Annotated in this window: 14 protein-coding genes; 1 reads left to right on the top strand and 13 read right to left on the bottom strand. The window is 59.4% G+C overall.

Annotated features, from left to right (window positions below):
* Positions 1-80: 80 nt before the first annotated feature.
* The 8 genes from BAMB_RS16835 to BAMB_RS16810 all read right to left on the bottom strand — a co-directional run bounded on the left by BAMB_RS16835 (position 81) and on the right by BAMB_RS16810 (position 6,099).
* Positions 81-989 (bottom strand): LysR family transcriptional regulator, encoded by a 909-nt coding sequence (locus tag BAMB_RS16835; RefSeq protein ID WP_011658377.1) that lies wholly within the window; start codon positions 987-989, stop codon positions 81-83.
* 108 nt (positions 990-1,097) lie between these two features.
* Positions 1,098-2,090: an inositol 2-dehydrogenase gene (iolG, locus tag BAMB_RS16830; RefSeq protein WP_011658376.1), complete on the bottom strand. Its 993-nt coding sequence runs from the start codon at positions 2,088-2,090 to the stop codon at positions 1,098-1,100.
* Between the two features lie 45 nt (positions 2,091-2,135).
* Positions 2,136-2,453, bottom strand: a complete 318-nt coding sequence (locus BAMB_RS35900) for a hypothetical protein (protein ID WP_175705525.1) — start codon at positions 2,451-2,453, stop codon at positions 2,136-2,138.
* A 68-nt stretch (positions 2,454-2,521) separates the two neighbouring features.
* Positions 2,522-3,325, bottom strand: a complete 804-nt coding sequence (locus BAMB_RS16825) for an SDR family NAD(P)-dependent oxidoreductase (protein WP_011658375.1) — start codon at positions 3,323-3,325, stop codon at positions 2,522-2,524.
* Positions 3,326-3,478: 153 nt separating this feature from the next.
* Positions 3,479-3,763: a YciI family protein gene (locus BAMB_RS16820; RefSeq protein ID WP_011658374.1), complete on the bottom strand. Its 285-nt coding sequence runs from the start codon at positions 3,761-3,763 to the stop codon at positions 3,479-3,481.
* A 44-nt stretch (positions 3,764-3,807) separates the two neighbouring features.
* On the bottom strand, positions 3,808-4,884 hold the full coding sequence (locus BAMB_RS16815; RefSeq protein WP_011658373.1) for a maleylacetate reductase: 1,077 nt from the start codon (positions 4,882-4,884) through the stop codon (positions 3,808-3,810).
* Positions 4,871-5,221, bottom strand: coding sequence for a Dabb family protein (locus tag BAMB_RS33940; RefSeq protein WP_011658372.1), 351 nt, complete (start codon positions 5,219-5,221; stop codon positions 4,871-4,873). The genes BAMB_RS16815 and BAMB_RS33940 overlap by 14 nt, the downstream gene beginning before the upstream one ends.
* Positions 5,218-6,099 carry an intradiol ring-cleavage dioxygenase gene (locus tag BAMB_RS16810; RefSeq protein ID WP_011658371.1) on the bottom strand — a complete coding sequence of 294 codons (882 nt, stop codon included), beginning with the start codon at positions 6,097-6,099 and terminating at the stop codon, positions 5,218-5,220. Before BAMB_RS16810 ends, BAMB_RS33940 begins: the two co-directional genes overlap by 4 nt.
* A 299-nt stretch (positions 6,100-6,398) precedes the next feature.
* Here BAMB_RS16810 and BAMB_RS16805 point away from each other — a divergent pair, with 299 nt between their 5' ends.
* Positions 6,399-7,322, top strand: coding sequence for a LysR family transcriptional regulator (locus BAMB_RS16805; protein WP_011658370.1), 924 nt, complete (start codon positions 6,399-6,401; stop codon positions 7,320-7,322).
* Positions 7,323-7,573: 251 nt separating this feature from the next.
* Here the strand turns inward: BAMB_RS16805 and BAMB_RS16800 are convergent, their stop codons facing one another.
* From BAMB_RS16800 to BAMB_RS16780, 5 genes are all read right to left on the bottom strand, one after another.
* Complete coding sequence (locus BAMB_RS16800) at positions 7,574-8,548, bottom strand: ABC transporter permease (protein ID WP_011658369.1); 975 nt, start codon at positions 8,546-8,548, stop codon at positions 7,574-7,576.
* A 14-nt stretch (positions 8,549-8,562) separates the two neighbouring features.
* Positions 8,563-9,573 (bottom strand): ABC transporter permease, encoded by a 1,011-nt coding sequence (locus BAMB_RS16795; protein ID WP_011658368.1) that lies wholly within the window; start codon positions 9,571-9,573, stop codon positions 8,563-8,565.
* Entirely contained in the window at positions 9,566-11,149 is a 1,584-nt protein-coding gene (locus tag BAMB_RS16790; protein WP_011658367.1) for a sugar ABC transporter ATP-binding protein, read from the bottom strand. Before BAMB_RS16790 ends, BAMB_RS16795 begins: the two co-directional genes overlap by 8 nt.
* Before the next feature lie 458 nt (positions 11,150-11,607).
* Positions 11,608-12,729, bottom strand: a complete 1,122-nt coding sequence (locus tag BAMB_RS16785; protein ID WP_041491422.1) for a Gfo/Idh/MocA family protein — start codon at positions 12,727-12,729, stop codon at positions 11,608-11,610.
* Positions 12,730-12,818: 89 nt separating this feature from the next.
* Positions 12,819-13,784, bottom strand: a complete 966-nt coding sequence (locus BAMB_RS16780; RefSeq protein ID WP_011658365.1) for a sugar ABC transporter substrate-binding protein — start codon at positions 13,782-13,784, stop codon at positions 12,819-12,821.
* Between the last annotated feature and the right edge of the window lie 49 nt (positions 13,785-13,833).

Genomic DNA, 13,833 nt, shown 5'->3' with positions numbered 1-13,833 from the left:
ACCCGGCAAACGGCGTGTCCCGGTCGATTCGTTTCGAAGCCCATGGTTGGCTCGCGCGGCGCAATTTCTCGGCCGAGGGATCAGTCCAATCCCCCCTGCTCAGCAATTTCGACCAAGGTGTCGACCACATGGCGCACCTTCGGTCGTAAGTGAGCCACCTTCGGCCAGACGGCGTGTACATCAATCAGCTCGCTCGAAACGTCCTCAAGCACTGGGAGCAATGCTCCGGAGTCCAGGTATGGTCGCAACAGCGACATCGGCATCTGGCATAGCCCCATCCCGGCAAGTGCTGCCTGCACGATCGAGTCGCCGTCGCTGATTTGATGCGTGCCAGGCGGCGAAATGCGTTGGGCCTGCCCGTTAATCTTCACGCGCCATGAAAGTGGAAGCCCGCGCCGATAGCCGACGACGCACGAGTGATGCTCCAGCGCTTCAAGGTTACCTGGCGTTCCACGCCGCGACAGATAGTCAGGTGAGGCGGCGATCAACATGCGCTGGCGGGTCAGGCGACGCGCTATCAGGCCAGCCGAACTTTGAAGCTCGCCGAAGCGGATGACAAGGTCCACACCCTCTTCTATCGGGTCAATCAGATGGTCCGAGAAAGTCATCGTGAATTGCAGGTCCGGATGCTTGCGACCAATGTCCAGCAAAATGGGTACAAGAATCCGTCGCCCGAACGCAGCTGGCATATCGATACGCAATCGACCTACTGGCCGCTGGTTGCCCGGGCCGATTGCAGTTTCAGCCGTGGCGATTTCGTCGAGTGCCGACGTGCAGGCGGCAAAATACGCTTCCCCGTCCGCCGTGAGTGAAATGCTGCGGGTCGTGCGGTGAAACAGTTGCGCGCCGAGGCGGTCTTCCAGCTTTGCGATGGCCTTCCCGACTGCGGATTTGGTCAATCCAAGTTGCTCCGCGGCATCGGTGAAGCTGCGCGATTTTGCGGCGGTGACGAAAATCACGACGCCGCTGAATGTGTCGACTTGGGCCATGTCGCCTCCGCCCTATTGAAGAATTTTATTCTCCATATAGGGCGGAAAATCAGGGATTGTCAACCAGCCAAGGGCCGGAAGTGGTTCGACCGCCGCAACCGTCAGCGCTTAAATCTTGACGGCGCAACCCGTGTAAGCCGCTTCAAGGGCGCAGTTCGCGATTCGCAGCGCGCGAATGCCGTCGCGGGGCGTCGCGGGCATGGGCGCGCCGGTCTCAAGCGCCGTCAGAAAGCGGTCCAGCTCGACCTTGTACGAGTCCGCATGTCGCTCGAGGAAAAAATTGAGAAGCGGCTCACGCGCCTCGGTGCTATCGCGGGTCCAGCGGCGAAGAGTCGACGGGCGATGATTCTCGTTGAGCACCATGCCTTTCGAACCGAACACTTCGACACGCTGATCGAAGCCATATACCGCCTGGCGCGAACCGTTGATATGGCATTGCTTGCCGGACGCCGTACGCAGCAACACCATCACGCTGTCGTAGTCCGGAAGCTCATCAAGCGTCGGATCTACCAGGCGGTTGCCTATCGCCATCACTTCAACAGGATCCTCGCCAAGCAGCCAGCGAGCGGTGTCGAAATCGTGAATGGTCATGTCGCGGAAGATTCCGCCCGAATGCCAAAGATACTCGCGCGGCGCCAACCCGGGGTCACGGCTCGTGATAATGACCTGTCGAACATCACCGACCTCGCCGTCTTCGATGGCCTGTTTGAGCCGCATCGCGTCCGGGTCGAACCGCCGATTGAAAGCGAGCATCACTCGCCCCTGCAGACGCTCGATTTCCTCGACCGCAGCAAGTGCACGGTCGATATCGAGGTCGATGGGCTTCTCGCAAAGAACCGGCTTGCCCAGCCGAACGGCCTGCAGCGTCAGGTCGATATGCGTGTCAGTCGGCGTGCCTACGACGACGGCATCAACGTCTTCGCGATCGACGACCGCCTTGCAGTCGACGGATACATCGCATTCAAGGTCCGTTGCAAGCGCCTGAGCCGCTTCCTTGTTGGGGTCGGCTACGACGACAAGTTTCACTCGACGGTCAGAGGCGACATTAGACGCATGAATTCTTCCGATGCGCCCAGCACCGAGCACAGCAATACGCAACATGTAAGTCTCCTGTATTCCGCCGGCACATCAGTCGGCGCCGGCTATTCACTCTTGGTTTGATACTTGGCAGGAAAGAGTTCGTCTGCCCATCCCGGTTCTTTTCGAGTCCTGCCGTATCACCTTCGGCTGCCCTTCGGTTGCTTCAGCAGAAGGAGCCTCAGCTATTCGGCGGCTGAGCCGCAGAATGTCGTCAAGACCAAAGTCATGCACCTCAGGGACTCGCTCTCCCCGTGCCTTGGCGACAGCAGTTGCGATGCGAAGTGCGTTCGAGCGCTCACGCATCAGTAGCTCGAGCGCTTCAACGAGCAAGGCGCGCTCTCTTTGCGTCGCATTCGCGCGAATCACCTGGTCGGAGACAGACATATCCTGGTCCTCGGAACGATGGGCCGTGAACGATGCGGGTTTCTCCCAGCCCCGGCTTTCGCCCACCTTCAGATGAGACTCCGAATGCTGCCTCCGTCCACGCCCCACACTGACGACGTAACGAACGACGCCAGGTTGGAGGCGAGGAAGACAATCACATTTGCCACCTCGTCTGGCTGCCCCAATCGGTTCAGCGGCAACTGCCGCAGAGACAGTTCGTGCTCGACGGCTTCCTTTGGCGCCATTCCATGAAACCTGCCCATCGTGTCTGCAAATCCACCCTGCTTCGTCCAGAACGGCGTCCAGACCGGGCCAGGCGCCACTGCGTTCACACGAATCTTTGGCGCTTCGGCGCGCGCGAGGCCTTTCGTGAGCGCGAGGACTGCTGCCTTGGATGCGGAGTAGTCGATGGGTACAGGTTCGGGCTGGCGCGCCAGGTCCGACGCGTTGTTGATGATCACCGGCTTTTCACGAGTACGCAGCACCGGCAGCAGATACCGACACGTCCGGACGTAGCTCATGAAATTGAGACTCAGCGTGAAGTCCCACTCTTCGTCCGAGAGTTCTTCGAACGCGCGGACCTTCCCGGCACCAACGTTGTTGACCAGAATGTCCACCTCGCCGTTATACGACTTCAGTACCGTGTCAATGCCGCCCTTCACTCCGCCGATCGTGGACAGGTCCGCTTTCGCAATCGTGACGCTCGTTCCAAGCGAGCGCAGCTCTGACTGTGCTTCTTCCAGGGCGTCAGCGTCGATGTCGACAAGACAAAGACGCGCGCCTTCCCGCGCAAATCCCAGCGCGGTCGCGCGGCCGATGCCTTGCGCAGCGCCCGTAATGAGCACAATCCTCCCTTCAAGGCCTGTTTCCATGACGTCTCCGATCTTGTGTTGTGTGCTGATGCAAGCGCCCGGGGAATCCAAGGGTCCTTCCCTTCACCGAAGCCCTCTGTTTTTCGAGGACGAGCGCGACCCGCTGCTCGCCATGGCGAGCAGCAAATTCAAAACCGCAGCGCGGCGACGGATTTAGCGGTTATCGACCCGCTTGATGAACGGTCTGATATCGACCGTGGCCCAGATGCCCGCCTTGTTGAACGGGTCGGCCTCGATGAATGCTTTTATTTCCCCGATGTCATCAGCTTCGTAGAGAAAGAAGCTGCCAATCATCGTCTGGCCATCCGGCTTTGCCAGCGGACCAGAAATGAGCGTATTCACAGGCGCAGTCTGCAGATAAGCCTTGTGAGCATCGTAGTTTTCAAGGCGACGCTCGACCATGTCGGGGTGGTCAAGGCAGTAGACAGTGAAGTGCATGGTTGTCTCCGCGCATCGGTTCGATGCATTCGAATCGTCGGGTGTCAGGCCGTCGCCGCGCGCGGCGCGACACCGTCAAAAGCATCCTGCAAAAGCGCCAGGAGCGCTTCACGTTCAATTGGCCGCGGATTCCAGTAAGGATTGGCACTGGCGATATCGGCGGCCTTCGACACATCTCCGGCGGACATGCCAATGTCTTTGAGCGCAAGTGGTGCGCCGCAGCGCTTGGCGAGTTGGAAGACACCCAACGCAGCATCGTCCGAGCCAAGTGCGCGTGCAATGCACCGCATCGCCTCCGGCGCAGCCTCCCGGTTATAGGCGAGCGCATGCGGCAAGACGACGGTGTGCGTCTGCGCGTGCGGGAGGTTGAAGCTCCCGCCCAGCGTATGACACAGCTTATGGTGAAGCGCCATGCCAACGCTGCCCAGGACGGTCCCGCACAGCCAAGCGCCATACAGTGCATCAGAGCGGGCGTCGACGTTTTGCGAATCCTCGACGATTTCGGGCAGTGCACGCGCGAGCGCAGCAATTCCTTCTTCAGCCATCAGGCTGGTGACCGGGTTCGCATCACGCGAATAGAGGGCTTCCGCAGCGTGCGCAATCGCGTTGATGCCGCTCGTAACCGATAGCGCGACCGGAAGGGACATCGTCAGGTCGGCATCGTAAATCACGGTCTTCGGCAATACCCGTAGGTCGGTACCGGTCTTTTTCAGACCGGCATCGGTGATGCCGTAGATCGGTGTCATCTCGCTGCCGGCATATGTCGTCGGCACAGCGAGAATCGGGAGGTCCGATTCGAGCGCAATAGCCTTGCCGAGCCCGATAGTCGAGCCACCTCCCACGGCAATGGCACAATCAGCGTGCAGTTCCCGCGCCAGCGCGCGCGCTTCCTTGGCCAGCTCGAGTGGCACATGCATGACTGCGCGGTCGAACACCCCAGCGGCGCGCTTGCCGAGGCGCGCGGCAACGGCTTCACCAGTTTCCTTCTGCTCCGGGCTGCACAGAATGAGTGCCCGCTCCGAGTTCAACTGAAGCACTTCGCGCTCGAGGTGCTGCAAACTGCCCGGCCCGAACACGACCCTACCCGCCCGTGCCTGGTAAACGAATTCACGCTTTTGCATCAAGAGGCTCCGCTGTATGGTCTGAACCCAAGTCTGCACCCGCCTGATAGTCGACCTGAAATCTTGCTATCCGCAGGTCACCAGGTTCATTTCGCACTCGCAGATGCTCGGGATGACACGCATAGGCTTCCAGTGCTCCCCGAGAATCGAACTCAGTCACGAGAACCACATCGCACGCGTAATCGACCCGGCTGTAATCAAGCCCGACTTCCAGGTGCAACATTCCGGGAATGCGGCCACGCAATGCCTCGAATTTCGTCTTGACAAGGTTCGACGCGGTTTCGCGCTCCGCAGGCGTATCTCCACGTACTCGCCACATCACGATATGCCGAATCATGCGTGCGCCTCCGAAGGGTTAAGCACGAAGTCGTACTCGAGCGAGTACCACGGAACGTCGATTTCCCGGCCGTCCGGCGCCACTCCCGGCTCGTGACGCTTCCACTCGGCAATCAACGTCGAGCGCACACCGAACACCACGTCCGAATCGAGGTACTTGTCGCCATCACGGAAGACATGAGTGATGAGCGTCTCGTATCCCGGCGCTTCAATCATGAAATGCAGATGTGCGGGCCGCCACGGGTGCCGGCCGACGGCCGCCAACATGCGACCAACGGGACCATCGTGCGGGATCGGGTACGCCTCGGCGAGAATCGAGCGAAAGTTGAAGAAACCTTCTGCATCGCCCTTCAGCCGACCTCGAGCGCGATGGATAGCGTTGCCCGCCTCGTCCAGGTTCTGGACGTCGTAGAAGCCGTCTTCGTCCGATTGCCATACGTCGATTTGCGCGTCGGGAATGACTTCTCCGCCCGCGCCGCGCACCTGCCCGCTCACATAGCAGGGCGCCCCCTTTGCACCGTTGGAGATGTCATCGCCATTGTTGTAAAAGGGCGCCCCCTCAACATAGAACGGCCCGAACACGGTTGCTTCCGTACAGTTGGATGGCTTCCGATTGTTCTGCGACATGACCAACATCGAAAGGCCGAGCGTGTCGGACAGCAGAATGAACTCCTGCCGTTTGTCGTCGGTGATATCGCCGACCTCCGTCAAAAACCTGATTGCCTTGAACCACTCGTCCTCGGTGAGATGGACGTCGCGAGCAAAAGCATGAAGATGTTGAACAAGGCTCGTCATCACCGTTCTCAGTCTTGCGTCCTTGCAGTCGGAAAACGAAGCGATAACGGCTTGCGTGATGGTGTCTTCGTTGATGTTGCGCATCGTGTATGTCTCCTTGCGCGCCAAGGCGTCTTAACCCGAAAGGTAAAGCTTCACCTGGGTAAATAAAATGCCTCCATGTGAAATGACATTTCCTCGTGCCGGAAGAATAGATTGGCCTCGCCGGTTCACGGTTGCCTGGCTCGGCAAACACGCACCTGCCTCAGCCGATTGTAGAAATTGAGTCTACGAATCTGCGAAATCCAGTCGGTTTATCTGCCCGACTTCCTGCGGCATATTTGCCCACGAAGGGGTTGGAAGAATCACCTTCGATTGTTCCGACAGGAAGGGAGTGGAAAACGATGGACCGCTGGACCCAGCTGCAGTTGTTTGTGCTTACTGCCGACCTAGGCAGCTTGTCAAAGGCCGCCGAGCAGCTCGATATGTCAAATGCAGCAGCTAGCCGCACGCTCAGTTCGTTGGAAGAGCGCCTCGGTGCCAGATTGATAGAACGGACAACGCGGCGAATGTGGCTGACAGACGCAGGACGCGAATATCACCGCCGATGCACCGCCGTGATCGCGGAACTGGCAGAAGCGGACGCCATCGCTTCCGAGGAGGTCGTTAATCCACGCGGCGTACTTCGGGTGACCAGTTCTGTATCTTTCGCAATGATGCACCTCGCACCAGCACTTCCCGAATTCCTGAAGCGCTATCCCAACCTGACGGTTCAGATCACCGCAACCAATCAATATCAGAACTTCATCGAATCCGGGATAGATATCGCCATTCGCACGAAGGAGCATGAGGGTGATTCGTGCATCACGATCCGCAGGCTTGCCGAGACGCGACGCGTGCTCGCCGCATCGCCCGCCTATCTCGCCACCCATGGCCGGCCTCAGAAGCCAGAGGACCTGGCGCAGCACAACATGCTCGTGTACAACCTTGCCGTCGACCCGTATCTGCTACACCTGCGTCGGGGAAAGGAGGAGCGCAATATCGCCATCGCCAGTGCTCTGGACTCGAATGAAGGCCAGGTCATCGTGGCGGCCGGACGTGCGGGACTGGGAATTGTCGTGCAGCCGCTCTACATCATCCACGACGATATCGTGTCGGGGCGTCTCGTTCCTGTGTTGGAAGACTGGCAACTGCCACGTCTGACGATTAACCTGGCGTATCAAAGCCGGCGTTACCAGCCGGCGAAAATTCGAGTTTTCACTGACTTCCTTATCGAGCGCGTGAAGAACCTCAATCTCGAAGAACGCTGGATGACCTTTGCGGCCTGACGCACCGAGTGTTCCAGATCGCTGAGTGCATCGATATCCTCCTGTTGAAATCGACGGTAATGCTCCCGAGAGTCATCGCACCGCCGAGCGACCACGATGGCTCTCGCCCCTCTCACAAGCGGCAAACCCAGCCAGGCGCGCCGGGCGTTACCGCTACGGCCGTTGCTTTCGAGCAAGCTGATTTCGATCAGAGAAACAGAAAACGGCCGACGCGATCTTTGCGCGTCGGCCGTCATGGAGCACCCTGAGGGTTACGCTGCTGCCTTTCGTCGCGCGAGTCGTCCGAGCGGAGCAGCCAGAACAGATCCAAGACGCCCGTCGAGCAGAACGACGATCAGGAGCAACAGGCCATTGACGAGAAGAATCTGCGTTGACGTTGCATTCAGCAATCCGAGTCCGTTGTTCAGCACGGTGAGAATCAGCACGCCCATCGCAACGCCAAGCGGCGAACCAATGCCTCCGCCCAACGCAACGCCACCGACAATTGCCGCCGAGGCCGCCTGCAAGAGGATATTGCTTCCCATCGTTGCCGACGCTGTCGCGAGGCTGAGGGAGAGCATGCTTCCGCCTAGTGACGCAAGCCCCCCGGAGATGATGAAGCCAACCGTCAGTGCCTTGCCTACCCGTGCACCGCTCTGAATCGCCGCCTTCCGATGGCCCCCCGACGCGTAGATATCCCGCCCAAGGGTGGTATAGCGCAAGAAGAGCGCTACCACGATGAAGCAGAGAACCGTGATGAGGCTACGCAGCGAAAAGATTCCAAGGACGTTCTGGTCGAGGAAGTCGCTGACATCGAGATTGCCATAACTCAGCACGCGTCCACCCGCGAGCCAGAAGCCGACTCCGGTGAGGAACATCATGGACCCCACGGTCGTCACCAACGAGGAAACACCGAGCCAGGGCAGCAACACGGCATTCGCGATACCGACCACCACCCCGAAAATGACCGCAGACAGCACGCCGAGCCACGCACTATCACCACCGAACTTCACGGTAATCAGGCCGGCGACCGTCGCAGTAGCGGCAACACTCAGGTCGAACTCGCCCGCGACCATCGTCACCGACAGACCAAGTGCCACGATACCCAGGAAGGCAAATGCCTGGAAGATTGCGTACAGGTTCGCTTGCGAAAAATAATGGTCGACGCTAAGGCCGAAAATTACTGGCATCCCTACGAGCAGTATGAGGCGAATGGCCAGATTGAGAAGTCGCTGAGACTGTTCCATTTTCAAATCTCCTGTCATTTCCGGCCGGGACCGAGCCGGGCCAGCAGTGCACCGAACACGACCGCCGCCAGGACCACGATGCCCTTGGCTACCAATTGATACTCATAGCTCACTCCGCTGACCAGGAGGATGTTGCTGATGACGGCGAGGAAGATTGCGCCCGTCACTGCGTCCGAGATATGGCCGCGGCCGCCTCGAATCGAAATGCCGCCGACCAGCACGGCTGCGATTGCATTGAAGTCCAGATCAACGCCGTAAGTCAGGTTGCCTTGTGCCGACGACGAAGCAATCAACGACCCGGCGAGAGCGGCTGCGGCCCCGGCGAACCCGTAGCAGACCAGTGTCGCCGCCATCAACCGGAGACCTGCGATGCGCGCAACTTCGGCACGCATCCCGATCAGTCGAATTTCCCGGCCGATGCGCGACTTCTGCAGGATGAAGCTCGCGATGGCCCCGAAGACGGCCAACACCACAATCTGGGTCGGCAGCCATCCAAACAACTTGCCTTGCCCAAGCCACGTCGCGTCGCCCCGTCCGATAACGGTCAATCCCCCGGTGAAAATGACACCCGCACCGATGATGATTGACGAAGTGGCAATCGTGGTGATGATGGGGTTCGCCTTGCCCATGGCGATGATTCCGCCCTGGATAGCGCCCATCAGAAGACCACTCAGCACGACGAGCAGCAGTGTTGCGCCCAGGCCCAGATGAATAAGCGCGGCGAACATCACGGTCGAGACGGCCGCCGTCGCGCCCATCGACAGCATGAACAGATTCCCGCTGAGTGTGATGAGCGCCATCCCGATGGCCCCAACGCCGACCGCCGCGACCGAGTACATCAACGATTGAACGTTGCCGAACTCGGTGAAATGCGGAACGACGACCGCGGCAACGACAATGAGAAGAAGGGTTGCGATTCGAATCGACGCGGCATGGATACTGGTTGTTCCAAGCAAGGCTGCGGCCCACCGCCTCAGCGCCGTTGAAGGGACTTGCACAGTGGGCTCAAGAGCGGTCTTATGCATTGCCCACCTCCACAGAATGGTTTCGGAATGAGACATGCCCATGGGATGTGCTCCCGTCGCCCGCAACGATGTCATGCAGGAGCGTGTCGCCATCGATCTCAAATCTCGGCTTGTGACGGACCATCCGGCCTCGGAAGACGGTCAGCACGGAGTCCGCAAGCTCGAGGATTTCTTCGAGGTCAGTCGAGTAGAAGACAATCGAAAGACCGTCATCCGCCATCCTGCGCAGCGTCCCGTAGATTTCGCTTCGCGCTCCAATGTCGACGCCCCGGGTCGGCTCGTTCAGTAGCAGCAGGCGTGGCGATAGTGCGACGGCTTTCGCCAGAGAAACCTTTTGTTGGTTTCCGCCGCTGAGCGTGGATACTTCATGAGGAAGGCGTTTCGGGTCGATAGCGAACATCGACGCGAGACGTCGCGCCTCCTCTTGCTCCCCGGCTCGTCGCATCACACCTGCCCGGCTGAATTTCGCCATCACAGAGGACGTGATGTTGACGGCAATCGGCGCGTCCAGAAAGACGCCTTTGTCAGCGCGGTCTTCGGCGACGTATCCGATACCCGCTCGCAGCGAGTTGCGAACGCTATCGAGCTTGACCGTCTGGCCATCGAGCTTCACAGAGCCGGAGATGTCGCCACGCAGGCCTGCCAGTGCCTCGACGAGCACTTCCGCGCCCGAACCCAATTGCCCGACCACTGCGAGGATTTCTCCCGGCGCGACCGAGACCGAGAGGTCCTTGACCTTGTCGGTGACGGAGAGATTGTCAATCGAGAGACGCGGCGTGACATTGGCGCGACGCTCGGGCGGTTTGACCTTGCTATGCACCAGTTCGCGGCCAATCATCGCCTTGACCACTTCCGCGGTCGTCATGTCAGTCGTGCGTTGCGTAAGAACATGCTGGCCGTTGCGGAAAACCGTAATGCGGTCGGTCAGCGCGAATACTTCGTCGAGCCTATGGCTCACGAAAATCATCGCAGTCCCTTGGTCACGCAATCGGCGTGCGACCTCGAACACGCGAACAATCTCTGCGTCCGACAGCGTTGCAGTCGGTTCGTCGAGGAGCAGCACCTTCGCTTGCCGCGACATGCCGCGGGCAATTTCAACCAGTTGGCATTCGGCGAGACTGAGACGCGACGCAGGCGCTTCGAGCTTGATATGTGACAGACCGACCGAATCCAGATGTTCGCGTACGGCGTCACGGTACTGGCCGCGACGGTAGATTTCGCTCTGGTCCGCGCCACCCAGGAGGATATTGTCGAGCACCGACAGCGTCGGGACGATAGCAAGCTCCTGGTGAACGATTGAGATGAGTTTGGGGTCGGTGCGATGGCCAAGCTTCAGTGGGTATCCATCGACGATGATTTCGCCCTCGTCCGGCTGAACGAGGCCCCCAAGAATCTTGATGAACGTGCTTTTTCCTGCTCCGTTCTCCCCGCACAGCGCGTGAATCTCACCAGGCGCCAGCTCGAGGCTCACGCCAGTGAGCGCCTTTACGCCACCATAGCGTTTGGTCAGATTGCGAGCGCAAAGCAGACTCTGAGCGGCGTGCATATCGGCGCCGTTTTTTTCGTCTTGCAGCATTGTCTTCCTCCATAAGCGGACTCTCTTCGGTCATCCGCTGACACGGATTGATGCCTGTCACAGTCACACGTTGTTGTTCCCGTGCGATTTCTCACGCTTTGGTGACGGCATACTTCTCGAAACAACGAAGCCTTGTTCGACCTGAGGCGGTTGGCGCCTCTGGCTCAGCGAGCGTTGGGCGTTATCGCATCAGTGATGCTGCTGTTGGTCTGCAAGGAGAGCAATTCGCGAAGAATCGCTGCGTGGGCGGGATTGCCTGTCGTCTCCTGAAACTCGCCTCGGCGGCTTCGCCATTGTTGACTCAAAGGTTATTGGTTCACCCGCAAAAGAAAAATGCGCTGCCGCGAAATGATATTTCCGGTGACCGGAAATATCTGAGGCACTCGTTAGCACCACAAAAAAGCGCGCGAGGTCAGGATTGGATGTCCGACAAACCGCGCGCACCGTGTGCTCGTCGCTTAGAGGCGGATACGCCGCCCCTCCGTCGACGACCGAATTGCCGCATCGACAACCCGCTGGATTTCCCAGGCCTCGCGGAAGTCGGGGAATGTGGGCGACCTGTGCTCGATCGCCGCAAGAAACTCCGCCATTTCGATGGTTTTCAGGTCGTTGAAGCCGAGCTGGTGCCCGCCGGCTACAGTGAAGTGTTCATAAGGAGGATGCACAGGGCCGGCCTCGATTCGAGCAAATCCCGTGGTCCGCGGGTCGTCGCCGGCCTTGAAGTATTGAAGCTCGTTGAAGCGCTCCTGCGAGAAGAGCAGCGCACCGTTGGTCCCGTAGACCTCGAACTCAAGTTGCATGTTGCGCCCGGTCGCGGTCCAGTTGGCTTCGATCGAGCCGGAGCATCCCCGGTCGAACGTCACCATCAATCGCGCGATGTCATCGACTTTGACCTCCCGTCGCTCGGCCGACCCTGCAGCGACGGGGCGCGTCTTGTTGACAGTCTCGAGTTGAGCATTCACCAGCGTAATCGGGCCGAGAAGGAAGCGCGCCATACCGACGATATGGTTGCCGATTTCAGCCAGCGCACCGGCACCGTTCTGAGGGTCGACTCGCCACCCGTAGGGAATCTCCGGGTCAGCCATATAGTCTTCCGCATGTATGCCGCGGAAGCTCGTGATTTCGCCCAGTTCTCCGGACGCAATCATTGCTTGCGCCAATTTGAGGATTGGGTTCTTGATGTAGTTGTATCCGACTTGCGTGACCACGTTCGCGGCTTCGGCCGCCTTCATCATCTCGTGCGCGTCGGGAGCAGACGGCGCAATCGGCTTCTCGCAATGCACATGTTTCCCCGCTGCAATTGCGGCCAATGCCATTTCCCGATGCATGCTGCACGGCGTCGTAATGGAGACGACCTGTACGCTGGGGTCGTCAAGCAGCGACCGCCAGTCACTCGTTGCGCGCTCGAAGCCAAACTGCTCGGCGGCTTGCCGCGCACCTGCCTCACTCACGTCGGCAACTGCCACCAGACGCGGCTTCAGGGAGCGCGGAAAGACATTGGCGACAGCGCGGTACGCTAGCGCATGCGCTTTACCCATGAAGCCAGTCCCAATGACGGCCACACCGATTTCCTGTCTCATCTTTTTTCCATGTACAGACAAATGCGACCCCGAAGGGTCGCAAGTACGTCCCACACCGCTTAGCTGATGGTGTCGGCCCTGACGTGCACTTATTTCTTTTGCGAATAGCAGACGTTAGTGGTCGCTTTGGTGGCGATAGGGTTCGGCAGATACTGCACAGCCCGGGGCGTCTTGCCGGTAGCCAGCTCCAGCGCCGCCTTTGCAGCGTACGCGCCGTCATCGAAGGGGGATTGCTCGACTGTCGCGTATGCCTTCCCAGCCGAGATGGCTTCGACGCCGCCGGCATCACACCCGTGTCCCACAATCACAAGCTTCGAAGGTTCGAGTCCCAGTCGTTGAGCGGCAGTCACCACGCCGCGAAGTTGTGAATCATTCTCGGTGTAGACGCCTTTCACGTCCTTGAACTGTGTAAATAGCGCGGACGCAGCAGCTTCCGCTTTCACTGCGTCCCAGTCGGCTGGCTGCGCGCCAACGACCTCGATGCCGGGAGCGTTCTTTTTGAGCCCATCAACGAAACCTTGATAGCGCTGCACCTGAGGCGGCGTGCCCATCGGCCCATTGATGACGATGACCTTTCCCTTGTCGCCGTAGCCCTTTTCCTTGAATCCCTGAATCATCGCCTTGGCTGCGGCTTCGCCGTTGCTGATGTCGTTCGGGCCGGTAAAGACCTTCCAGTAGCGCGAATACTTCTGGTCGGGCATGGAGTTCGAGATGACAAGCGGAATCCTGGCCTGGTCGATCTTTCGGATCGAGGGCACCATTGCGCTCGAGTCCACCGGCACAAGGACAATGACGTCAGGCTTCTGGGCGAGCGTCTGTTCGACCTGCGTCGCCTGTTCGTTCGCATCGTAATTGGTAACCTTGACATCCACCTTGAGGCCGTCCGCCGCGGCCTCCTTCTGGAAGCCCTTGATATAAAGCGCCCAGTATTCAACGCTCTGCGTCGGCATGAGCAGGGCGACGTGCGGCTGATTCGCGGCATCGGCTCCGGTGCTGAGCGCACCGGAGATTGTCCCGAGAGCAAGACAAGAGAGGATGGATTTGCGCAGGTTCATGCTGTGTCTCCTTAAGGTGCGTCGAATCGACGAGCCAGGTTTCCGTGTT

This window comes from Burkholderia ambifaria AMMD, from assembly GCF_000203915.1.
Taxonomy (GTDB): Bacteria; Pseudomonadota; Gammaproteobacteria; order Burkholderiales; family Burkholderiaceae; genus Burkholderia; species Burkholderia ambifaria.
This window is presented reverse-complemented; position numbering and strand designations above follow the sequence as displayed.

Bases quoted from the DNA above. Each gene is read 5' to 3' on its own strand.
- BAMB_RS16835 (WP_011658377.1), bottom strand. From the start codon at position 989: ATGGCCCAAGTCGACACATTCAGCGGCGTCGTGATTTTCGTCACCGCC.
- iolG (WP_011658376.1), bottom strand. From the start codon at position 2,090: ATGTTGCGTATTGCTGTGCTCGGTGCTGGGCGCATCGGAAGAATTCAT.
- BAMB_RS35900 (WP_175705525.1), bottom strand. From the start codon at position 2,453: ATGTCTGTCTCCGACCAGGTGATTCGCGCGAATGCGACGCAAAGAGAG.
- BAMB_RS16825 (WP_011658375.1), bottom strand. From the start codon at position 3,325: ATGGAAACAGGCCTTGAAGGGAGGATTGTGCTCATTACGGGCGCTGCG.
- BAMB_RS16820 (WP_011658374.1), bottom strand. From the start codon at position 3,763: ATGCACTTCACTGTCTACTGCCTTGACCACCCCGACATGGTCGAGCGT.
- BAMB_RS16815 (WP_011658373.1), bottom strand. From the start codon at position 4,884: ATGCAAAAGCGTGAATTCGTTTACCAGGCACGGGCGGGTAGGGTCGTG.
- BAMB_RS33940 (WP_011658372.1), bottom strand. From the start codon at position 5,221: ATGATTCGGCATATCGTGATGTGGCGAGTACGTGGAGATACGCCTGCG.
- BAMB_RS16810 (WP_011658371.1), bottom strand. From the start codon at position 6,099: ATGCGCAACATCAACGAAGACACCATCACGCAAGCCGTTATCGCTTCG.
- BAMB_RS16805 (WP_011658370.1), top strand. From the start codon at position 6,399: ATGGACCGCTGGACCCAGCTGCAGTTGTTTGTGCTTACTGCCGACCTA.
- BAMB_RS16800 (WP_011658369.1), bottom strand. From the start codon at position 8,548: ATGGAACAGTCTCAGCGACTTCTCAATCTGGCCATTCGCCTCATACTG.
- BAMB_RS16795 (WP_011658368.1), bottom strand. From the start codon at position 9,573: ATGCATAAGACCGCTCTTGAGCCCACTGTGCAAGTCCCTTCAACGGCG.
- BAMB_RS16790 (WP_011658367.1), bottom strand. From the start codon at position 11,149: ATGCTGCAAGACGAAAAAAACGGCGCCGATATGCACGCCGCTCAGAGT.
- BAMB_RS16785 (WP_041491422.1), bottom strand. From the start codon at position 12,729: ATGAGACAGGAAATCGGTGTGGCCGTCATTGGGACTGGCTTCATGGGT.
- BAMB_RS16780 (WP_011658365.1), bottom strand. From the start codon at position 13,784: ATGAACCTGCGCAAATCCATCCTCTCTTGTCTTGCTCTCGGGACAATC.